The sequence below is a fragment of the Chelatococcus sambhunathii genome (genome assembly GCF_001418005.1).
GTDB classification, from domain to species: domain Bacteria; phylum Pseudomonadota; class Alphaproteobacteria; order Rhizobiales; family Beijerinckiaceae; genus Chelatococcus_A; species Chelatococcus_A sambhunathii.
The window spans coordinates 217,073-238,628 of the sequence record NZ_LIOL01000006.1 but is presented as its reverse complement, the minus strand read 5'-3'; the positions used below and the strand labels follow the sequence as shown (position 1 = coordinate 238,628).

Below are 21,556 nucleotides of genomic sequence, written 5' to 3'. Positions count from 1 at the left end.
CCCGCTTCCATCCCTGAACAGCGGACGGTCGGGCCGGCCCTGGCGGCCGCCGTCTCGACCGGGCGCCGCGCTCACATGTGGATGGCGCGCTTCTCCACGGCCATCGCCGCCTCCTTCACCGCTTCCGAGCGGGTGGGGTGGGCGTGGCAGGTGCGGGCGAGATCCTCGGACGAGCCGCCGAACTCCATCAGCACGGCCGCCTCGTGGATCATCTCGCCAGCCTCGGCACCGATGACGTGCACGCCGAGCACCTTGTCGGTGGTCGCGTCGGCGAGCACCTTCACGAAGCCGTCGGTCTCCTGGTTCACCTTGGCGCGGCCGTTGGCGGTGAAGGGAAACTTGCCGACTGAATAGGCGATGCCGGCCTCCTTCAGCTCCTCCTCCGTCTTGCCGACGGCGGCGACCTCCGGGAATGTGTAGACCACGCCCGGGATGACGTCGTAGTTCACGTGACCCGCCTTGCCGGCGATGATCTCGGCCACCGCGACACCCTCATCTTCGGCCTTGTGGGCGAGCATGGGACCGGCGATGACGTCGCCGATAGCGTAGATGCCCGGCACCTTGGTCTGGAAATGGGCATCGACCACGATGCGGCCGCGCTTGTCGGTCTCGATGCCCACGTCGTCGAGCCCCAGGCCCTTGGTGTAGGGCACGCGGCCGATGGCGACGAGCACGATGTCGGCCTCGATCACATCGGCCGCGCCGCCGGCAGCGGGCTCGACGGTGACCTTGGCCCCATCGGCGCCGGTCTCGACCTTCGTCACCTTGCTGCCGAGCTTGAAAGCAAAGCCCTGCTTGGCCAGCATGCGCTGGAAGTTCTTGGCCACCTCTCCGTCCATGCCGGGCAGGATGCGGTCCAGGAATTCGACCACGGTGACTTCGGCGCCGAGGCGCCGCCATACCGAGCCGAGCTCGAGGCCGATGACGCCGGCACCGACGACGACGAGCTTGCCCGGCACCTTGGAAAGCTCCAGCGCGCCCGTGGACGAGACGACGACCTTCTCGTCGATGGTCACGCCCGGCAGCTGCGCGACGTCCGAGCCGGTGGCGATGACGATGTTCTTCGTCTCCAGCGTCTGGACCGTGCCGTCCTCGGCCTTCACCTCCACCTTGCCGGGGGCGAGGATGCGGCCCGTGCCGTTGAAGGCGTCGATCTTGTTCTTCTTCAGCAGGAACTCGACGCCCTTGGTGTTGCCGTCGATGCCCTCCTGCTTGAAGGCGAGCATCTGCTTGAGGTCGAGCTTCGGCGCGGCGACGGAGATGCCCATCCCGGCGAAGGCGTGCCCCGCTTCCTCGAAGCGGTGCGAGGCGTGCAGCAGCGCCTTGGAGGGGATGCAGCCGACGTTGAGGCAGGTGCCGCCGTGCGTCTTGCGCTTCTCCACCACGGCAACCTTCTGGCCGAGCTGGGCGGTGCGGATGGCACAGACATAGCCGCCGGGGCCGGTGCCGATGACGATTGTGTCGTAGGACATGGGGCGGGCTCCGTGTGAGACGTCATGGCCGGGTCGCCCCGGCCACGGATGCGTCCCGGTCGAGCGGGAAAGGATCCGGCGGAATGCCGGTCGGGCGGGCTCAGAGGTCGAGCACGAGGCGCGCCGGGTCCTCGAGGTTCTCCTTCACGCGCACCAGGAAGGTGACGGCTTCCTTGCCGTCGATGATGCGGTGGTCATAGGAGAGCGCAAGATACATCATCGGGCGGATGACGACCTGGCCGTTGCGGGCGACCGGGCGCTCCTCGATGCGGTGCATGCCGAGGATGGCCGACTGCGGCGCATTGAGGATCGGCGTCGAGAGCAGCGAGCCGTAGACGCCGCCGTTGGAGATGGTGAAGGTGCCACCCTGCATCTCCTCGATCTTCAGCTGGCCGTCGCGGGCGCGCTTGCCGAAGTCACCGATCGTCTTCTCGATGCCGGCGACCGAGAGCTGATCGGCATCGCGCACCACCGGCACGACGAGGCCCTTGTCGGTGCCGACGGCGACGCCGACGTGATAGTAGTTCTTGTAGATGATGTCGCTGCCGTCGATCTCGGCATTGACGGCCGGCAGCTCCTTCAGCGCCTGCACGCAGGCCTTCACGAAGAAGCCCATGAAGCCGAGCTTGACCCCATGCTTCTTCTCGAAGGCATCCTTGTACTGGCTGCGCAGTGCCATCACGCCCGACATGTCGACGTCGTTGAACGTCGTCAGCATGGCGGCGGTCTGCTGAGCGTCCTTGAGGCGGCGGGCGATGGTCTGGCGCAGCTTGGTCATGCGCACGCGCTCCTCGCGCGAGGCATCGTCCGGCGCCGAGGGGGCGCGGACCTGCACCGGGGCGGACGGCGCCGGCGAGGCGGAGACGCCCGAGGCGACGGCGGCCAGCATGTCGCCCTTGGTCACGCGCCCGTCCTTGCCGGTACCGCCGACGGTGGCCGGGGAGACGCCCGTCTCCTCGGCGATGCGGCGCACCGCCGGACCATGGTCGTCGGCGGCGCCGGGCGCCGCGGCCTTTGAGGCTTCCGCCTTGGGCGCCTCTTCCTTCTTCTCCGCAGGCTTCTCGGCCGTCTTGGCGACCGCGCCGCCCGCACCCTCGGTGATGGAGCCGAGGAGAGCGCCGACCTCCACCGTGTCGCCCTCGTTCACCGTCACTTCGGCGAGGACGCCGGCGGAGGGTGCATTGACCTCGAGCGTGACCTTGTCGGTCTCGAGCTCGACGAGCGGCTCGTCGGCCTTCACGGCCTCGCCGGGCTTCTTGAACCAGCGGCCGATGGTGGCCTCGGTGACGGATTCGCCCAGGGTGGGCACGCGGATTTCGGTCGCCATGATCTTCGTTTCGTCTCTAGGCCACGCGGCCGGGTTGAAAGGGCAGGGGGCGGCCTTGCCGCCGCCCCGGCGTTACGCGGCGAAAGCCTCGTCGAGGAAGGCCTGCAGCTGGGCGAGGTGCTTCGACATCAGGCCCGTGGCGGTGGCGGCGGAGGCCGCCCGGCCGACGTAGCGCGGACGCTTCACCTTGGAGCCGGCATGGTCGAGCACCCACTCGAGATAGGGCTCGACGAAGGTCCAGGCGCCCATGTTCTTGGGTTCCTCCTGGCACCAGATCACCTCGGCGCGCGGGAAGCGTTGCAGCTCGGTGGCCAGCGATTTGGCCGGGAAGGGGTAGAGCTGTTCGGTGCGGAGCAGATAGACGTCGTCGATGCCCCGCTTCTCCCGCTCCTCGTAGAGGTCGTAATAGACCTTGCCCGAGCACAGAACGACGCGACGGATCTTGTCGTCCTTGACAAGCTTGATCGCCTCGCCCGGGAGCCGCTCGGCATCGTCCTTGAGGATGCGGTGGAAGGTCGTGCCCTCGCCGAGCTCGGCAAGGCTCGACACGCAGCGCTTGTGGCGCAGCAGCGACTTTGGTGTCATCAGAATGAGCGGTTTGCGGAAGTCCCGCTTCAGTTGCCGGCGCAGGATGTGGAAGTAGTTTGCCGGCGTCGTGCAGTTGGCGACCTGCATGTTGTCTTCGGCGCACATCTGCAGGTAGCGCTCGAGACGGGCGGAGGAGTGTTCCGGCCCCTGGCCCTCGTAGCCGTGCGGCAGCAGCAGGACGAGACCGGACATGCGCAGCCACTTGCGCTCGCCCGAGGAGATGAACTGGTCCACGACGACCTGCGCGCCATTGGCGAAGTCGCCGAACTGCGCCTCCCACAGCGTCAACGCGTTGGGCTCGGACAGGGTGTAGCCGTATTCGAAGCCGAGTACCGCCTCTTCCGAGAGCATCGAGTTGATGACCTCGTAGCGCGCCTGTCCCTCGCGAATGTTGTTGAGGGGTGTGTAGCGATCTTCGTTCTCCTGGTCGACCAGGACGGAATGGCGCTGACTGAAGGTACCGCGCTCGCTGTCCTGGCCGGACAGGCGCACGGGGTGCCCCTCGAGCACGAGCGAGCCGAAGGCGAGCGCCTCGGCGGTCGCCCAGTCAATACCCTCTCCGGTCTCAACCATCTTGCGACGGTTGTCGAGAAAGCGCTTGATCGTGCGGTGCACGTTGAAGCCTTCCGGTACGTCGCAGATGCGTTCGCCGATCGTCTTCAGCGTGTCGACCGAGACGCCCGAGGCGCCGCGGCGCGGATCGTCGGCGTCCTCGCGCACGGCCTTGAGGCCGGACCAGCGCCCGTCGAGCCAGTCGGCCTTGTTGGGCTTGTATGACTGGGCCGCCTCGAACTCCATGTCGAGCTTGGCACGCCACTGCTCGCGCGCCTCGTCGACCTCGGCCTGGGTGACGACCTTCTCGTCGACGAGCTTCTTCGCGTAGATCTCCAGCGTCGAGGGATGCTGGCGGATCTTCTTGTACATCAGCGGCTGGGTGAAAGCCGGCTCGTCGCCCTCGTTGTGACCGAAGCGACGGTAGCAGAACATGTCGATGACGACCGGCTTGTGGAACTTCTGCCGGAACTCCGTCGCGATCTTGGCAGCGAAGGTCACGGCCTCCGGATCGTCGCCGTTGACGTGGAAGACCGGCGCCTCAACCATCTTCGCTACGTCGGACGGATAGGGCGAGGAGCGCGAGTAGCGCGGGTTGGTCGTGAAGCCGATCTGGTTGTTGATGATGAAGTGCAGCGAGCCGCCGGTGCGGTGGCCCTTGAGGCCCGAGAGGCCGAGGCACTCGGCCACGACGCCCTGGCCGGCGAAGGCCGCATCGCCGTGGATGAGGAGCGGCAGCACCTTGGAGCGCTCGATGGTGTCGCCGAGCTGGTCCTGCTTGGCACGCACCTTGCCGAGCACGACGGGATCGACGATCTCGAGGTGCGAGGGGTTGGCGGTCAGCGACAGGTGCACCTTGTTGCCGTCGAACTCGCGGTCGGCCGAGGCGCCGAGGTGGTACTTCACGTCACCCGAGCCTTCCACGTCGTCCGGGGCGAAGGAGCCGCCCTTGAACTCGTGGAAGATGGCGCGGTGCGGCTTGCCCATCACCTGGGCGAGTACGTTGAGGCGGCCGCGGTGGGCCATGCCGAAGACGATGTCCTCGACGCCGAGCGCGCCGCCCCGCTTGATGATCTGCTCCAGCGCCGGGATGATCGCCTCGCCGCCGTCGAGGCCGAAGCGCTTGGTACCGGTATACTTGATGTCGAGGAACTTCTCGAAGCCCTCGGCCTCGATGAGCTTGTTGAGGATCGCCCGCTTGCCGCGGTCGGTGAAGGCGATCTCCTTGTCCGGTCCCTCGATGCGTTCCTGGATCCACGCCTTCTCGGTCGGGTCCGAGATGTGCATGAACTCGACGCCGAGCGTCTGGCAATAGGTGCGGCGCAGGATCGAGAGCATCTGATTGATGGTCGCGAACTCGAGGCCGAGCACATTGTCGATGAAGATCGGCCGGTCGTAGTCGGCTTCCGTGAAGCCGTAGGTCGCCGGATGCAGCTCCTCGTGATCCTTGCGGGGCTCGATGGCGAGCGGGTCAAGGTCGGCATGCAGATGGCCGCGCATGCGGTAGGCACGGATCATCATGAGGGCGCGCACGGAATCGCGCGTCGCCTGCAGCACCTGCGCCTCGGACAGTTCGACGCCCGACTTCTGCGCCTTCGCCTTGATCTTGTCGCCGACGGCCTTGTCGACCGGCGCCCAGTTGCCGTCGAGCGCCGAGACAAGCTCACCGTTGAGCGGCACGGGCCAGTGCGGCTTCTTCCAGGAGGCGCCCCGCGCATTCTTCGTGATCAGCGCGGCCTCGTCCTTGAGGCCTGCGAAGAACGTTTGCCACTCGGCATCGACCGAGGTCGGGTTCTGCTGGTAGCGGGCGTACAGCTCCTCGATGTAGGCGGCATTGCCGCCGTAGAGGAACGAGGTTTGGGCGAAGAGATCGTTGGCGTCCTGGCGTGCCATTGGTCCTGGTCCTGCCGGAACCTTCGAGGAGGATCCTCGACGGATGTCAGGGCCGGTTGCCCGGCCCCGGATCCGCAGCCTCCGGTTGGGCTGCGGATGGTGGAAGGACCGCCCAAGAGCGGTCCGAGAATGGCGAAATCAAGTCGAACCTTATGAAGGATGCGTGAGCAAAAGGTTGCCGTCGCCCACGCATCGCCGCTTCGTCAGCCCTTGAGGACTTCGACGAGGGTTTTGCCCAGCCGCGCCGGGGAGGGCGACACGCGGATGCCTGCCGCCTCCATGGCTGCGATCTTGTCTTCGGCGCCGCCCTTGCCGCCGGAGATGATGGCGCCGGCATGGCCCATGCGGCGGCCGGGCGGGGCAGTGCGGCCCGCGATGAAACCGACCATCGGCTTCTTGCGGCCCTTCTTCGCCTCCGCCTTGAGGAACTCGGCGGCCTCCTCCTCGGCCGAGCCGCCAATCTCGCCGATCATGATGATCGACTCGGTCTTGGGGTCGGAGAGGAACAGGTCGAGCACCTCGATGAACTCGGTGCCCTTCACCGGGTCGCCGCCGATGCCCACGGCCGAGGTCTGGCCGAGGCCTTCCTGGGTCGTCTGGAACACGGCCTCGTAGGTCAGCGTGCCTGAACGCGAGACGATGCCGACGTTGCCGGGGCGGAAGATGTTACCCGGCATGATGCCGATCTTCGATTCGCCCGCTGTCACGACGCCCGGGCAATTCGGACCGATGAGGCGCGACTTGGAGCCCGAGAGGGCGCGCTTGACCTTCACCATGTCGAGCACCGGGATGCCCTCGGTGATGCAGACGATGAGCGGGATCTCGGCCGCGATCGCTTCGCAGATCGCGTCCGCCGCACCCGCCGGCGGCACGTAGATGACGGAAGCGTCGGCGCCGGTCTTCTCGCGCGCCTCGGCCACCGTGTCGAACACGGGCAGGCCGAGATGCGTCGAGCCGCCTTTGCCCGGCGAGGTGCCGCCGACCATCTTGGTGCCGTAGGCGATAGCCTGCTCGGAGTGGAAGGTGCCGTTCTTGCCGGTGAAGCCCTGGCAGATGACCTTGGTGTTCTTGTCGATGAGGATGGACATCGGTCAGGCTCCCTTCACGGCCTTGACGATCTTCTGCGCCGCGTCGTCGAGGTCGTCGGCGGAAATGACGTTGAGGCCGGATTCGTTCAGGATCTTCTTGCCAAGCTCGACATTGGTGCCCTCCAGGCGCACGACGAGCGGCACCTTGAGGCCGACCTCCTTCACCGCGGCGATCACGCCCTCGGCGATGACGTCGCACTTCATGATGCCGCCGAAGATGTTGACGAGGATGCCCTTCACGTTCGGATCGGCGGTGATGATCTTGAAGGCCGCGGTGACCTTCTCCTTCGAGGCGCCGCCACCGACATCGAGGAAGTTCGCCGGCTCCTCGCCGTAGAGCTTGATGATGTCCATCGTCGCCATGGCGAGGCCGGCGCCGTTGACCATGCAGCCGATGGTGCCGTCGAGGGCGATGTAGGCGAGGTCGTGCTTGGACGCCTCGATCTCCTTCTCGTCCTCCTCGGTCACGTCGCGCAGGGCGACGACGTCCGGGTGCCGGTAGAGAGCGTTGGAATCGAAGGACACCTTGGCGTCGAGGCACTTCAGCTCACCGCCCTTGGTGACGATCAGCGGGTTGATCTCGAGCATCGCCATGTCCTTGGCGACGAAGGCGGCATAGAGCTTGGCGACGAGGCTCTCGGCCTGTTTGGCGAGGTCGCCGGAAAGGCCGAGCGCCCTGGCGACCGTGCGGCCGTGGTGCGGCATCACGCCGGTCGCAGGGTCGATCGAGAAGGTGTGGATCTTCTCGGGGGTGCTGTGTGCCACCTCCTCGATATCCATGCCGCCTTCCGTCGAGACGACGAAGGCGACGCGGCTCGTGGCGCGGTCGACGAGGGCTGAGAGGTAGAACTCGCGCTCGATGTCCGAGCCGTCCTCGATGTAGATGCGGTTGACCTGTTTGCCGGCGGGGCCGGTCTGAACAGTCACGAGCGTGTTGCCGAGCATCTGGCCGACGAAGGTCTTCACCTCCTCGACGGACTTGGCGAGGCGGACACCGCCCTTCTCGCCCGCCTCGGGCTCCTTGAACTTGCCCTTGCCGCGCCCCCCGGCGTGGATCTGGCTCTTGACGACCCACAGCGGCCCGCCGAGATCTTTCGCCGCGGCTTCCGCCTCGTCGACGGAGAACACGGCCTTGCCGGCCGAGACCGGGGCGCCGAATTCCTTCAGGACGGCCTTGGCCTGGTACTCGTGAATGTTCATGCGATTCCTCCGCGTCATGCCCGCTTGGGGGCACCCGCGCGCTCATGGCGCGGCGCTGGAAACGGCGATGGCCGGGCGAGCCGGCCATCGGATTGACGGGTCAGCCCGCGAAGGCCGGGTTGATGCCCTTGCAGGCCTCGACGAGGCCCTGCACGGACGCGACCGACTTCTCGAACATCGCCTTCTCGGCGCCGTCCAGTTCGATCTCGACGATGCGCTCCACGCCGCCGGCGCCGATGACGATCGGCACGCCGACGAACATGTCCTTGACGCCGTACTCACCGTCGAGGTGGGCGGCGCAGGGCAGCACGCGCTTTTTGTCCTTGAGGTAGCTTTCGGCCATGGCGATGGCCGAGGCCGCAGGTGCGTAGAAAGCTGAGCCGGTCTTCAGCAGGTTGACGATCTCGCCGCCGCCCTTGCGGGTGCGCTCGACGATGGCGTCGAGCCTGTCCTGGCTGGTCCAGCCCATCTTGACGAGGTCCGGCAGCGGGATGCCGGCGACCGTCGAGTAACGTACCAGCGGCACCATGTCGTCCCCGTGGCCGCCGAGCACGAAGGCGGTTACGTCCTCCACCGAGACCTTGAACTCCTCGGCGAGGAAGTAGCGGAAGCGGGCCGAGTCGAGCACGCCGGCCATGCCGACGATCTTGTTCTTCGGCAGGCCGGAGGCCTTCTGCAGCGCCCACACCATGGCGTCGAGCGGGTTGGTGATGCAGATGACGAAGGCGTCCGGGGCATACTGCTTGATACCCTGGCCGACCGATTCCATCACCTTGAGGTTGATGCCGAGCAGGTCGTCGCGGCTCATGCCTGGCTTGCGCGGTACGCCGGCGGTGACGATGATGACGTCCGCGCCCTCGATATCCGCATAGGACTGGGTGCCCTTGTAGGCGGCGTCGAAGCCGTCCACCGGGGAGGACTCGGCGAGGTCGAGGCCTTTGCCCTGCGGAATGCCTTCGGCGATGTCGAAGAGCACGACGTCGCCGAGCTCCTTCAAGCCGACGAGATGGGCGAGGGTGCCGCCGATCTGGCCGGCGCCGATCAGCGCGATCTTCTTACGGGCCATGTGAGAAACCGTCCTTCAGTTCGAGGAGGGGACGCATCCCGGAAAACCGCGGTTTCTTTGACTCAAACGGGGTTCTGCTTCAAGACGTGCAAAACCCGCCGCGGTGATGGCCTTTGCCGGCAGGGCCGTTCGCACGCACCGGCCTCGGCGCCGAAAAGAAAGATGGTGCAAGGGCTTGGCGATTTCCAGCGGCCCATGGCCCGGGTCTGCCGCCCGCCGAGTCTTTTTGTTACAGTTTTCAGATATTGTAACTCGAAGCAGGCTCGCCCCCCGCGAGGCTCGTCGGGCGCGTCGGAGCGCATTCATACATAGCCGGCTTTGAGCGCCCTCAGCGCGATACGCATGGTCGTTGCCAGTCGCTCCTCCAGCATGTCGCGCGGGCGCTCGGTGTCGAGTTTGACGGCCGTCGGATGGGTGAAGCGAAAGAGGATGTCGGTGAGGAAGGTCAGCGCCTGCTCGCGGTCCTTGGGGTTGAAGGTCCCGGTCGCCAGCCCCTCGTCCACGACGCGGCCGACGAACATGCGCACGCGGCCGCGGTGGCGCCGGGCGACGCCGCGGTTCGCCTCGGCGGCGGCGACGAAGAGGTCGAAGATCGGCGGGTCGTTCTCGGCAAGGTCGCGATAGTCGCGCGCGAGCGCGAGGATGAGCCGCTCCAGCTTGTCGTCCGCCGGGTCCGGCGCGCTCGCGACGTCGGCGAGGAATGTCTCGACCGGGCGCAGGGCCGCCTGCACCACGGCGTCGAGCAGGTCGCGCTTGGAGGGGAAGTAGCGGTAGACATTGGCATGCGTCATGCCCGCTTCCTGGGCGACGCCGACGACCGTGACGCGCGTCGCCCCGAGGCGGCGCACGTGCTCGGCCGCGATGTCGAGCAGCCTTACGTCCGCCGTCTGCGGTGTCGTGCGGGCTGCCCGGCGCGGGATGTTCATGTCTCGACGAGGCCCGTCGTGTCGCCCGAGGCGCGGGAATCGCCCTGGCCATGCGGCAGGGCGAGATAGTCTTCCGACCGCATCTCGATGAGCCGCGACACCGTGCGGTCGAACTCGAAGACCTCGCGTCCCTGGTCCGCCCGGTAGAGCGCGTGCGGTTCCGCTTCGGCCGAGGCGATGAGCTTCACGTGCTTCTCGTAGAGCGTGTCGATGAGCGTGATGAAACGCTTGGCCGCATTACGCTGGGCAAGGTCCATTACCGGAATGCCGGCGAGAATGATGCAGTGGTAGCGCTCGGCGAGAGCGAGGTAGTCCGAGGCGCCGAGCGGACGCTCGCAGAGCTCGGCAAAGGAGAAGCGCGCCACACCATCGCTCGCTTCCGGCACCGGCACCGTGCGCCCCTTCACGTGCACCGCCGCCGGCCTGCCCTCGTGCCGGCCGGTGAGGCGGAAGAAGGCCTCGTCCAGCGCCGCCTCGGCCGCCGCGTCGGCCGGCACGTGATAGACCGGGCTGCCGGCCAGCTTCTCCAGACGGAAGTCGGTGCGGGAATCGAGCCGGATCACCTCGACCCGGCTCGTCAGCAGGTCGATGAACGGCAGGAACAGCGCCCGGTTGAGTCCGTTTTCGTAGAGGCGGTTCGGCTCCACGTTCGACGTGGCCACGACAGTGACGCCGCGGGCAAAGAGGGCCGTGAACAGCCGGCCGAGGATCATCGCATCGGCGATATCCGTGACAGTGAACTCGTCGAAGCACAGGAGCCAGGCCTCGGCTGCCAGCGCATCCGCCACATGCGGAATGGGGTCGCCGTCCCTCTCGCGGCCGTCCTTGACCTTCTGGCGATGGGTGAAGATGCGCTCGTGCACATCGGCCATGAAGGCGTGGAAATGGGCGCGGCGCTTGCGCTCGGGCGGCGCGACCTCGAAGAAGAGGTCCATCAGCATGGTCTTGCCGCGGCCCACCGAGCCCCAGATGTAGAGACCCTTGAGGGGCACGGCCTTTTCGTTGCGCTTGCCGAACAGCCAGCCGAGCGGGCTCGCCTTGCGCGCGAGGCGCCGCTCGCCGAGCCGCTGCGCGAGTTCGTCGAGCCGCGCTACCAGCCTTTCCTGCGCCGGGTCGCGCTCGATCACGCCCTCGCTGACGAGGGCGTCGTAGCGTGCGCGCACGCTGGCGGCGGTCTGCCGGGAAAGACGAGGCTCGATGGTCACGGGAGAGGATTTAGCGCCTCGCACCGCGCCGCACAATCGCCTCTCTGGCGTGCGGCGGCCGCTCAGCCCGGCTCGCGTGGCATGAGGTCGTAAGGATGGGCCCAGCCGGGCAGGGCGGCGATGCGCCGTGTCCAGGCGTCGATGTTGGGGAAGGCGGACCGGTCGATGCCGGTGTCCTCTGGATAATAGAGATATCCGACCATGGAGATGTCGGCGATGGTCGGCGTCTCGCCGACCATGAAAGAGCGCTTGGCGAGGTGCTTCTCGACGATGTCGAAGGCGGCGAGCGCGCGGCCACGCAGAAACTCTGTCACCGGGCTCTCGCCCATCTTCTTGAGGCCGACCATGAAGCGCAGCGTGGCAAAATAGCTGGTGAACTTGTGGTTGTCGAAGAGGATCCAGCGCAGGATATCGTAGCGCTCCCCGGCGTCGTGCCCGCCGAAACGTCCATGCCGTTCGGCGAGAAGGGTGAGGATCGCCCCGCTCTGGCTGAGTCGCTGCCCGCCGTGCTCCAGCACCGGGACCTCGCCCATTTCGTTGCAACTGTCGCGAAAGGCCGGGCTGCGCGTCTCACCGTTGAAGAAGTCGACGAAGCGCGGCTGCCAGTCGCAACCGCACAGGTTGAGCATCAGGGCCACCTTGTAGGCGTTCCCGGACTGGCCGAAGCAGTGGAGGATGTAGTCGCTCATCGCTGGGCCCTGCGCCTCTCTCTCGCATGCCGATCTCGCGCGCCAGTTGAACGCAAACGGGCATTCGGCACCAGAGTGTTGCGGCATCCCGGTGCTTGAATTTCATGTTGCATTGCACAATATGTGCCGGGTCTAGGGAAACCGCGCCCTCGGGGGTCGAAGCAACATCGACCACCGAGAGAACGACGATGGACACATTCTCCGGGCTTTCCGGCACTATTCGCAAGCTGTTCGCGGCCGATCTGCCCGCGTTCCGCGCCCATTTGCTGCGCCTCGATCCCGCCAGCCGCCACAGCCGCTTTATCGGGGTGGTGACCGACGCGTATCTCGCCGACTATGCCGACCGATGCCTGGCCTCGCGCGGGCTCGTCTTCGGTTATGTCGAGGGCGGGATCGTGCGCGGCGCGGCCGAACTGCAGCCCTTCGAGATCGGCGGCGAGCGACGGGCCGAGGCCGCCTTCAGCGTCGAGCGCGGCTGGCGTCGGCGCGGCATCGGCAGCGCGCTCTTTGCCCGCCTCCTCGTCAGCGCCCGCAACCGCGGCGTTGCCGCGCTCGTCGTCAACTGCATGAGCGAAAACGGCGCCATGCGCGCGCTGGCGCGGCGCTTCTCGGCCGAGATCGCCTTCGAGCGCGGCGATCTCATCGGCACGATCAGAGGCCTCGGGCCGACGCCTTTCTCCCTGGCCGAAGAAATGATTGACGATGCGCACGGCCTTGCCATGAGCGCGCTCGACTACCAGCGACACTTCATGGCTCCGCCTCAGGCTCAAAACTGAAAAAGGGCGCCGTGGCGCCCTTTCGCGTCAGCTTGTATCGCCTTCAGCGTGACAAGGTGAGGGGCGCCCCGGATTTGGCGAGCACCCCGTTGAACGAGCTGCCGCCGCCCTTGAGGCGCGCCACGACGCTACCGCGCGAATAGAGATAGACCTCGCCGTCGCGCAGGTCCCAGGCATTGACGCTCTGCAGGTCGCGCCCGGCGCAGCCCGAGGTGGAGGCCTTGTAGAGATCGAGCGCGGGTGCGCTCGACAGCGTGATGCGACAGGAGCCGCCGGCGGCTTCGCGCGCCGTCCAGCCCCCTGTCACCGCGCTGCGCGTCGGCGCGGCAGGCGCACTCGTCGGCTGGCTGCCAAGGCTCGCGACGGGCCCCGGGGTGCCGCCGGTGCCCGAAAGCGTACCGTCCGGGCCGAGCGTGCCGGGCGCGACGGTGGAGCCATCGGGTGCCGCGGCCGTCCCCGGCGCGGGCGGCAGCGGGCTGGCGATCACCTCAGCCGAGGCAGATGGCGGTAGCGGCTCGAAGTCCGATCCGCTCGTGGCCGCGCCGGCGCTGCGGTAGCCCGATCCGGTAGCAGGACCTGGCGAGCTGGCGAAGCGGTCCGATGCGCAGGCGGCGACGATGAGCAGCGGCGCGAGGGCCGCCAGGCGCGGCGCGATACGCATGGCGCTCGCGCCGCGCCGGGCCAGTTCGGTCGTCGCATCGTGCATCGTCGGTCTCATGCTGTCCCGCTCCCGCTCTTCCTTCGGCGCACCTGCCTCCTCGCAAGGCAGCGCAGGCACGCAAGACACCACGTTCGTCATGCCGTAAACGGCTTGGTCGGGCAAGCCCGGGCGGGTGAAATGGCGGATGCGCTGGCCCCGGGAGGGTCTGCCCGGCACGCAGCGTGGCGCGCGGGTCACACCCGACCTGGGGCCGTCCGGCGCTCCGTCAGAGTTGGCGCGTGACCATCATCTGCTTTATTTCGGCGATCGCCTTGGCCGGGTTGAGGCCCTTCGGGCATACGTTGGCGCAGTTCATGATCGTGTGGCAGCGATACAGCCGGAACGGATCCTCGAGGTTGTCGAGGCGGTCGCCCGTGGCTTCGTCGCGGCTGTCGATGAGCCAGCGATAGGCCTGCAGCAGCACGGCCGGGCCCAGATAGCGGTCGCCGTTCCACCAGTAGCTCGGGCAGGACGTGGAGCAGCACGCGCACAGGATGCATTCGTAGAGGCCGTCGAGCTTCTCGCGGTCCTCGCGGCTCTGGCGCCACTCCTTCTCCGGCTCCGGCGTGGTCGTCTTAAGCCAGGGCTCGATCGAGGCGTGCTGGGCATAGAAGCGAGTGAGGTCGGGCACCAGGTCCTTCACCACCGGCATGTGCGGCAGCGGATAGATGCGGACGTCGCCCTTCGACGTGCATTCGTCGATGCCCTTGGTGCACGCGAGCGTGTTGGCGCCGTCGATGTTCATGGCGCAGGAGCCGCAGATGCCCTCGCGGCAGGAACGGCGGAAGGTCAGCGTCGGGTCGATGTTGTTCTTGATGTAGATGAGTGCATCGAGGACCATCGGCCCGCAATCGTCGCGGTCGACGTGATAGGTGTCGACGCGCGGATTCTGCCCGTCATCCGGGTTCCAGCGATAGATGCGAAAGGCGGTCGTGTTCGCCGCCCCGTCCGGCTTCGGCCAGGCCTTGCCTTCCTTGATCTGCGAATTCTTGGGGAGGGAGAACTTGGCCATGTTGTCTCTGTCCTCGAACCTGCCGGCGTACCGTGGCCTGCGCCACGGGCTGGATGGGATCTGTCGCGTGCGGCCTCAGTAGACGCGCGCCTTCGGCTCGATGTACTCGATGTCGTTCGACATCGTGTAGTTGTGCACCGGGCGGTAGTCGATGGTGACGGTCTTGGCCGTGTCGTCGACCCAGGCCAGGGTGTGCTTCATCCAGTTGACGTCGTCGCGCTCCGCATAGTCCTCGCGCGCGTGGGCGCCACGGCTTTCCTTGCGGTTGGCCGCGCCGTCCATCGTCACGACGGCCTGGGTGATCAGGTTGTCGAACTCGAGCGTCTCGATGAGGTCCGAATTCCAGACGAGCGAGCGGTCGCTGACGCACACGTCTTCAGCCCCCTGCCAGACCTCGCGGATGAGCTTCTGTCCCTCCTCCAGCACCTCGCCAGTGCGGAAGACGGCGCAGTTCGACTGCATCGTGCGCTGCATCCGAAGGCGCAGCTCAGCTGTCGGCGTACTGCCGCGAGCATTGCGGAAGCGGTCGAGCCGCGACAGCGACAGATCGGCCGAGTTCTTCGGCAGGTCGGGGTGCGATTCGCCCGGCTTGACGATCTCGGCGGCGCGCAGGCCGGCGGCGCGGCCGAAGACCACGAGGTCGATCAGCGAGTTGGAGCCGAGGCGGTTCGCCCCGTGCACCGACACGCAGGCCGCCTCGCCGATGGCCATCAGCCCTGGCACAACATGGTCGGGGTTGTCGCCCGCCTTGGTCACCACCTCGCCATGAAAGTTCGTCGGGATGCCGCCCATGTTGTAGTGCACCGTCGGCAGCACCGGAATCGGCTCCTTCGTCACGTCGACACCGGCGAAGATTTTGGCGCTCTCCGAGATGCCGGGCAGGCGCTCGTGCAGCACGGCCGGGTCGAGGTGGTCGAGGTGCAGGAAGATGTGGTCCTTGTTCTTGCCCACGCCCCGGCCCTCGCGGATTTCCATGGTCATGGAACGCGAGACCATGTCGCGCGGCGCGAGGTCCTTCACCGACGGGGCATAGCGCTCCATGAAGCGCTCGCCCTCGGAATTGGTGAGATAGCCGCCCTCGCCGCGGGCCCCCTCGGTGATGAGGCAGCCGGCGCCGTAGATGCCGGTGGGGTGGAACTGCACGAATTCCATGTCCTGCAGCGGCAGGCCGGCGCGCAGCACCATGGCGTTGCCGTCGCCCGTGCAGGTATGGGCGGAGGTGGCCGAGAAATAGGCGCGGCCGTAGCCGCCCGTCGCCAGGATGACGAGATGGGCGCGGAAGCGATGGACGGTGCCGTCGTCCATCTTCAGCGCCACCACGCCGCGGCAGCGGCCCTCGTCATCCATGATGAGGTCGATGGCGAAATACTCGATGAAGAATTCGGTGTTATTGCGCAGCGCCTGGCCGTAGAGCGTGTGCAGGATGGCATGGCCGGTGCGGTCGGCGGCAGCACAGGTGCGCTGGGCCGGCGGACCCTTGCCGAAATCGGTCGTCATGCCGCCGAAGGGGCGCTGGTAGATGCGCCCGTCCTCGGTACGCGAGAAGGGCACGCCCCAGTGCTCGAGCTCGTAGACGGCGGCAGGCGCATTGCGCACCAGATACTCGATGGAATCCTGGTCACCGAGCCAGTCGGACCCCTTCACGGTGTCGTACATGTGCCAGCGCCAGTCGTCCGGCCCCATGTTGGCGAGCGAGGCGGCAACGCCGCCCTGGGCGGCCACCGTATGCGAGCGCGTGGGGAAGACCTTGGTGACGCAGGCGGTCTTGAGGCCCGCCTGGGCGCAGCCGACGGTGGCACGCAGCCCGGCGCCGCCGGCGCCGACGACGACGACATCGAAGGTGTGATCGGTGATCGGATAGGCCTGGCCCGTATAGGCCGGGCGGGGAATACGCAGGATGCCGCTTGGGCCGGCGCCATCGGCCTGCGCGGCCCGTGCGCGCGGCATGCGCACGGCCTTGGACGGCGTCGTCTCCACGGCGGCGCCGGCGACCTCCGGTGCGGGAGTGGCCGACGCGGCGGCTCTGGCCCTCGTGCTGCGGCGCGTCGGGGCGGTCGTCTCGGTGCCGGAGGTGGTTCCGTTGCTGGGTGCCTTGGCCATGAACTTACATCCCGCCGAAGGAGATCTTGAGAACCGCGAAGACCGCGGCGGCTGCCACGAGCAGGGCGAAGAATGTGTTGGCGATCACCGCAGCGACCTTGGCGCCGCCGTGAACGTAGTCCTCGATGATGACCTGCATGCCAATGCGCATGTGATAGGTCGCCGAGAGGATGAAGAGGAGCAGGAGGAGCGCCACGAGCGGGCTGCGCACGAGAGCGAGCGCCTCGTCGTAGCCGCCGCCGGCCGCGCAGACCACGATGGCGATGAAGGCGAGCGCCAGCGGCACGTTGGCGAGCGCCGTGAGCCGCTGGTGCCAGAAATGCGACGTGCCGGACCGGGCGGAGCCCAGCCCGCGGACGCGGCCGAGCGGCGTGCGCAACGAATGCTTCGTCGAAGCCATGGAATGTCTCCTCACGAAACCGCGTAGCCGATCACCCACACGAGGAGCGTGAGCGCGGCCGAGGCGATGAGGGTCATGCGGGCGAGGTTCTGGCGGGCAGGGGCATCGAAGCCGAGCCCGACGTCCCAGATGAAGTGGCGAATGCCGCCGAACATGTGGTGCAGCAGCGCCCAAGTGTAGCCGAAGAGTATGAGCCGGCCCAGGAAGGAGCCGAACAACCACTGCGCGGTCTCGAAGGCTGCCGGCCCGCTGGCCAGCGCCAGCAGCCAGGCGACCAGCAGCAGGGTGCCCACGTAGAGGGCCGCGCCGGTGACACGATGGGCCACCGACATCGCCATCGTCCACGTCCAGCGGTAGATCTGGAGGTGCGGCGAGAGGGGGCGGATGTCTTCCGGTCTCGTCCCGGGCGCTTTCGCCTCGGCCATGTGGGGCCTCCCCGCTTGCAGTCTGGAGTTGCTCGAAGCTATCGGCTTCGTAACGAATGTGGGTCGCAACCGCAATGCAACATGCCGCCAAAGGCGGTGACATTTTTCCAGCTTTGTAACTGTTTCCTTGCGCCGTCCTATCGCGGCAGAAGGGCCCAATAGTCGAAGTCAAGCACCACAGCAGGGTCGTATTCGGTGCCGTTGTGGCCCGGAAAACCAGCGCAGGGTAAATTCTTCGTGGCGATGGTACGCAGCCTCAGGGCGCCCATGTCGCTGCGCCCCTCGAGTTCGGCGGTGTCGATCACCTCACTCCAGCAATAGACGGTGTCGCCTGCAAAGAGCGGCGCCACATGCCGCCCACCGTTGATGGCGGCAATGTGGAAGGCATTGCCAAGGCCGTTGAAGGACAGCGCACGGGCCAGCGAGATCACATGGCCGCCGTAGATCAGCCGCCGGCCGAAGCGCGAGCCCGTGGCAGCGTGCTGGTCGAAATGCACCCGCGCCGTGTTCTGATAGAGCCGGGTCGCGAGTTGATGCTCGGCCTCCTCCACCGTCATGCCGTCCACATGGTCGATGCGCTCGCCGATGCGGAAGTCCCCCCAGCGCCAGGGGCTGCCGGCAAGTCCGAAATCATAGGCCTCGACGTCGATGGGCGGGCAGCCGATGCCGAGATGCGACGGTTCCACGCTGTCCGCGAGCTGCGGCACGTGCTGGTCCGCGACGGACGCCGCCTCGTCGCGCTTCTTCACCATCACCCAGCGCACATATTCGAGCACCTCGGCCCCGTCGGAGCGCAGCCCGCGCGTGCGCACGTAGACGACGCCGGTCTTGCCGTTGGAATTTTCCTTGAGCCCGATGACCTCGGAGACGGCCGACAGTGTCTCGCCGGGATAGACGGACCTCAGGAAGCGGCCTTCCGCATAGCCGAGGTTGGCGACCGCATTGAGGGAGATGTCCGGCACGGTCTTGCCGAAGACGACATGGAAGACGAGGAGATCGTCAAGGGGGCTGCGCTCGTAGCCGATCTGCGCGGCGAGGACGTCCGAGGACTGCACGGCGAAGCGCGTGCCGTAGAGCGCCGAATAGAGCGCGGCATCGGCCGCCGTTACCGTGCGGGGCGTCGCATGACGGATCACCTCGCCGAGGCGGAAATCCTCGAAGAACCGGCCGGTGCTGGTCTTCATCGGCAGTGCTGTGTCCATCGGCTCCTCCCTCGCTGTTTCGCGGGAGACTAGCCTACATGCTGCACTGCGCCATTGCGACCTTGGGCGGAGGCGTTCAGGCCGACGGCACGTCCACCACGACGCCGGTGCGGGCGACCGCCGCCGCGAGCGTGTTGCGCAGGAGGCAGGCGATGGTCATTGGCCCGACGCCGCCCGGCACGGGGGTGATGGCGCCGGCATGCTGCACCGCCTCGTCATAGGCCACGTCGCCGACGAGCCGCGTCTTGCCCTCGCCGCGCTCGGGCGCCGGGATGCGGTTGATGCCGACGTCGATGACGATGGCGCCGGGCTTCACCCAGTCGCCGCGCACCATCTGCGGCCGGCCGACGGCCGCGACGAGGATGTCGGCGCGGCGGCACACGGCCGGCAGGTCGCGCGTCTTGGAATGGGCGACGGTGACCGTGCAGCTCTCGGCGAGGAGCAGCTGCGCCATCGGCTTGCCGACGATGTTGGAGCGCCCGACGACGACCGCCTCGAGCCCGGCGAGCGCCGGCTCGATGGACTTGATGAGCATCAGGCAGCCGAGCGGCGTGCAGGGCACGAGCGCGGGAAGCCCGGTCATCAGCCGCCCGGCATTCTCCGGGTGGAAGCCGTCGACGTCCTTCGCCGGGTCGATCGCCTCGATCACCTTCTGCGCGTCGATATGCGCCGGCAGCGGCAGCTGTACGAGGATGCCGTCGACCGCATCGTCCGCGTTGAGCCGCGCGACGAGGGTGAGGAGCTCGGCCTCGCCTGTCTCCGCCGGCAGGCGGTGCTCGAAGGAGGCCATGCCGGCCTCCACCGTCTGCTGCGCCTTGTTGCGCACATAGACGCTGCTCGCCGGATCCTCGCCGGCGAGGACGACGGCAAGGCCGGGCGCGCGGCCGGACCGGCTAAGGAAATCGGCCGCTGCTTCCGCCACGCGTCGGCGCAGGCCCTCGGCGAAGGCCTTGCCGTCGATGATTCGGGACGTCGGGAGCGTCGTCATGGCCGGTCCTCGTGCTTGATGAGTGCCGCGAGCCGCGCTTCCAGCATAGCGGCGTCGCCGGCGACGGTCAGGATCTTGATGCGTGCAGTGTGCCCGGAGACGAGCGCGACGGCGGAGGCGGCGACGCCGAGGCTCTTGGCGAGGAGCCGGGTGAGCGCCGCATTGGCCGCCCCGTCCTCCGGCACGGCGCGGACGCGGACCTTGATGACGGCGCGCCCGTCCGCCAGCTCATCGACGCCCTCGATCGCATCGCGCCCGCCGCGCGGCGTCAGGCGCACCGTGAGCGTCAGCCCCTCGCCCGTGCGCGTGAAGGCGCCGCTCATGCCTGCCTCGCGCCGGCCGGGCTTTAGATGACGGCCGGGTAGACGTAGAGCACGATCACCCGCTGCAGGAAGAAGATGATGAGCAGCAGGATGATGGGCGAGACGTCGATGCCGCCGAGATTGGGCAGGATGGAGCGGATGGGCCGAAGCGCGGGCTCGGTGATCTGGTAGAGGAAATTCCAGATCGCCCGCACCACGTCGTTGCGCGTGTTGACGACGTTGAAGGCGACCAGCCAGCTGATGATGGCTGAGGCGATCACGAGCCATGTGTAGAGGTCGAGCACGACCATGAGAACATCGAGAATCGCGCGCATTGAAAATCCGGAGGATGGAGAGGACGGACGGGAGCTTCCGTTTAGCGCTCTCCGCCGCTGTGAACAACCCGTCGCGCTCGCCGCGCGCTCGCGCGAAACAGCAATTGACAGCCGCCCCCGCGCCGGCCTAAAACGCGCCGACCTTTAGGGGCTGTAGCTCAGTTGGGAGAGCGCTGCAATCGCACTGCAGAGGTCAGGGGTTCGAATCCCCTCAGCTCCACCATTCCACGTTAGCTTGGGATGGCAGTCCAAAGGCCGACGCCCGACGCAGCAGCCGTAGAAGCTTGCCGACCGCCACGGGGTGCGCAGTGAACGGCGCCGCCTCGCGGCTATCCGGTCGGGATCGCTGCGCCTTTTCAGAGTGTTACAACCTCCCGCCCGTCATGGCTGCGCTTGTCGCGGCCATCCACGCCTTTTCGCCTGGCGCGGGCTTTGCCGCGTGGATGCCCGCGACAAGCGCGGGCATGACGGCGGAGGCGATCGGAAATCATGTTGGGGCCGTGCATTCATCCGCGCCGCTCAGACGGTCGGTGCGGTGGAGAAAACGGCCCACGCATTGGAGCAATATTTGAAGTCTGGCTCCGGCAGGCCCTCGCGAAGAAGCGTTGGCGATGCCTCTTCCGCCATCCTGCACCCCTTCTCAAATCGCCGGCAGCCCCAGCCATTTCGCCATCGCTTCCAGGATCAGGTTGATCGACAGGGCGGCGAGCACGATGCCCATCACGCGCCGCAGCACGTTGGCGCCGTGGCGGCCGATGAGGCGCGACACCGCATCGCCGGACAGGAAGAGCCCGAGCAGGATGAGCATGTTGAGCGCCAGCATGGCGACCGTCTCCACCTGCTCGACGAAGGTCAGGCGGTTGTTGTCCATGAGGATGACGATGGCGAGCATGGCCCCCGGCCCGGCGATGATCGGCACCGCCAGCGGATAGACGGCGACGCTCGCCGCGTCGCGTGCGTCCGCCTCGGCAGCCGGCGCCGGTCCCTTGTCGCCGAGGGTCATCGACAAGGCGAAGATGAGCAGGATGATGCCGCCGGCGATCTGGAAGGAGATGAGCGAGATGTTCATCGCCGCCAGCGCATATTGGCCGATGACGGCGAAGACGACGAGGATGACGAAGGCGACGGGAACGGCGATGAGGGCCGCCTTGCGCCGCTCGGCCCGGTCGAGCCCGCCGGTGACGGAGAGGAAGAGCGAGGTGTGGCTGATCGGGTCGAGGACGGCGAGAAGCGTCATGAACTGCGTGACGAGCAGGGTCTGGTCGATCAGCACGATCGGCTCCGGAAGGGGAAGATGAGGGCTGGGGGAG

The 21,556-nt window shown here is 67.3% G+C and carries 20 protein-coding genes and 1 tRNA gene; 2 read left to right on the top strand and 19 right to left on the bottom strand.

Annotated features, from left to right (window positions below):
* Positions 1 to 71 precede the first annotated feature (71 nt).
* The 9 genes from lpdA to ASC46_RS13615 form a co-directional block, all read right to left on the bottom strand.
* The gene (gene lpdA, locus ASC46_RS13655; protein ID WP_055459845.1) at positions 72 to 1,472 is read right to left on the bottom strand and encodes a dihydrolipoyl dehydrogenase; all 1,401 of its coding nucleotides are present in this window, start codon (positions 1,470 to 1,472) and stop codon (positions 72 to 74) included.
* A gap of 100 nt (positions 1,473 to 1,572) precedes the next feature.
* Positions 1,573 to 2,799: a 2-oxoglutarate dehydrogenase complex dihydrolipoyllysine-residue succinyltransferase gene (odhB, locus tag ASC46_RS13650; RefSeq protein WP_055459844.1), complete on the bottom strand. Its 1,227-nt coding sequence runs from the start codon at positions 2,797 to 2,799 to the stop codon at positions 1,573 to 1,575.
* Positions 2,800 to 2,871: 72 nt separating this feature from the next.
* Positions 2,872 to 5,832 (bottom strand): 2-oxoglutarate dehydrogenase E1 component, encoded by a 2,961-nt coding sequence (locus ASC46_RS13645; RefSeq protein WP_055459843.1) that lies wholly within the window; start codon positions 5,830 to 5,832, stop codon positions 2,872 to 2,874.
* Between the two features lie 203 nt (positions 5,833 to 6,035).
* Entirely contained in the window at positions 6,036 to 6,920 is an 885-nt protein-coding gene (sucD, locus tag ASC46_RS13640) for a succinate--CoA ligase subunit alpha (protein ID WP_055459842.1), read from the bottom strand.
* Positions 6,921 to 6,923: 3 nt separating this feature from the next.
* Complete coding sequence (gene sucC, locus ASC46_RS13635; protein ID WP_055459841.1) at positions 6,924 to 8,120, bottom strand: ADP-forming succinate--CoA ligase subunit beta; 1,197 nt, start codon at positions 8,118 to 8,120, stop codon at positions 6,924 to 6,926.
* A 100-nt stretch (positions 8,121 to 8,220) separates the two neighbouring features.
* Positions 8,221 to 9,186, bottom strand: a complete 966-nt coding sequence (mdh, locus tag ASC46_RS13630; RefSeq protein ID WP_055459840.1) for a malate dehydrogenase — start codon at positions 9,184 to 9,186, stop codon at positions 8,221 to 8,223.
* 302 nt (positions 9,187 to 9,488) lie between these two features.
* Entirely contained in the window at positions 9,489 to 10,112 is a 624-nt protein-coding gene (locus tag ASC46_RS13625; RefSeq protein ID WP_055459839.1) for a TetR/AcrR family transcriptional regulator, read from the bottom strand.
* Complete coding sequence (gene zapE / locus ASC46_RS13620) at positions 10,109 to 11,317, bottom strand: cell division protein ZapE (RefSeq protein ID WP_210166001.1); 1,209 nt, start codon at positions 11,315 to 11,317, stop codon at positions 10,109 to 10,111. Before zapE ends, ASC46_RS13625 begins: the two co-directional genes overlap by 4 nt.
* 62 nt (positions 11,318 to 11,379) lie before the next feature.
* Positions 11,380 to 12,006, bottom strand: a complete 627-nt coding sequence (locus ASC46_RS13615) for a glutathione S-transferase family protein (protein ID WP_055459838.1) — start codon at positions 12,004 to 12,006, stop codon at positions 11,380 to 11,382.
* Positions 12,007 to 12,194: 188 nt separating this feature from the next.
* Here ASC46_RS13615 and ASC46_RS13610 point away from each other — a divergent pair, with 188 nt between their 5' ends.
* Positions 12,195 to 12,782 (top strand): GNAT family N-acetyltransferase, encoded by a 588-nt coding sequence (locus tag ASC46_RS13610; protein ID WP_055459837.1) that lies wholly within the window; start codon positions 12,195 to 12,197, stop codon positions 12,780 to 12,782.
* 43 nt (positions 12,783 to 12,825) lie between these two features.
* Here the strand turns inward: ASC46_RS13610 and ASC46_RS13605 are convergent, their stop codons facing one another.
* From ASC46_RS13605 to ASC46_RS13565, 9 genes are all read right to left on the bottom strand, one after another.
* A complete protein-coding gene (locus tag ASC46_RS13605) occupies positions 12,826 to 13,500 on the bottom strand; it encodes an AprI/Inh family metalloprotease inhibitor (RefSeq protein WP_245280551.1) in 675 nt (224 codons plus the stop codon).
* Positions 13,501 to 13,708: 208 nt separating this feature from the next.
* Entirely contained in the window at positions 13,709 to 14,494 is a 786-nt protein-coding gene (locus ASC46_RS13600; protein WP_055459835.1) for a succinate dehydrogenase iron-sulfur subunit, read from the bottom strand.
* 75 nt (positions 14,495 to 14,569) lie between these two features.
* Positions 14,570 to 16,594: a succinate dehydrogenase flavoprotein subunit gene (sdhA, locus tag ASC46_RS13595; protein ID WP_245280550.1), complete on the bottom strand. Its 2,025-nt coding sequence runs from the start codon at positions 16,592 to 16,594 to the stop codon at positions 14,570 to 14,572.
* Between the two features lie 4 nt (positions 16,595 to 16,598).
* Positions 16,599 to 16,994 (bottom strand): succinate dehydrogenase, hydrophobic membrane anchor protein, encoded by a 396-nt coding sequence (gene sdhD, locus ASC46_RS13590; RefSeq protein ID WP_055459834.1) that lies wholly within the window; start codon positions 16,992 to 16,994, stop codon positions 16,599 to 16,601.
* A gap of 11 nt (positions 16,995 to 17,005) precedes the next feature.
* Positions 17,006 to 17,419: a succinate dehydrogenase, cytochrome b556 subunit gene (sdhC, locus tag ASC46_RS13585; protein ID WP_055459833.1), complete on the bottom strand. Its 414-nt coding sequence runs from the start codon at positions 17,417 to 17,419 to the stop codon at positions 17,006 to 17,008.
* A gap of 137 nt (positions 17,420 to 17,556) precedes the next feature.
* Positions 17,557 to 18,603, bottom strand: coding sequence for a MaoC family dehydratase (locus ASC46_RS13580; RefSeq protein WP_055459927.1), 1,047 nt, complete (start codon positions 18,601 to 18,603; stop codon positions 17,557 to 17,559).
* A 94-nt stretch (positions 18,604 to 18,697) separates the two neighbouring features.
* Entirely contained in the window at positions 18,698 to 19,609 is a 912-nt protein-coding gene (gene folD, locus ASC46_RS13575) for a bifunctional methylenetetrahydrofolate dehydrogenase/methenyltetrahydrofolate cyclohydrolase FolD (protein WP_055459832.1), read from the bottom strand.
* Entirely contained in the window at positions 19,606 to 19,932 is a 327-nt protein-coding gene (locus tag ASC46_RS13570; protein WP_055459831.1) for a DUF167 family protein, read from the bottom strand. Before ASC46_RS13570 ends, folD begins: the two co-directional genes overlap by 4 nt.
* 23 nt (positions 19,933 to 19,955) lie before the next feature.
* Positions 19,956 to 20,246, bottom strand: a complete 291-nt coding sequence (locus tag ASC46_RS13565) for a YggT family protein (RefSeq protein ID WP_019404936.1) — start codon at positions 20,244 to 20,246, stop codon at positions 19,956 to 19,958.
* Between the two features lie 147 nt (positions 20,247 to 20,393).
* On the opposite strand from ASC46_RS13565, the gene ASC46_RS13560 reads away from it, so the two are divergent.
* Positions 20,394 to 20,469: transfer RNA gene (locus tag ASC46_RS13560), tRNA-Ala, on the top strand.
* A 417-nt stretch (positions 20,470 to 20,886) separates the two neighbouring features.
* Here the strand turns inward: ASC46_RS13560 and ASC46_RS13555 are convergent.
* Complete coding sequence (locus ASC46_RS13555; RefSeq protein WP_055459830.1) at positions 20,887 to 21,519, bottom strand: MarC family protein; 633 nt, start codon at positions 21,517 to 21,519, stop codon at positions 20,887 to 20,889.
* Positions 21,520 to 21,556 lie beyond the last annotated feature (37 nt).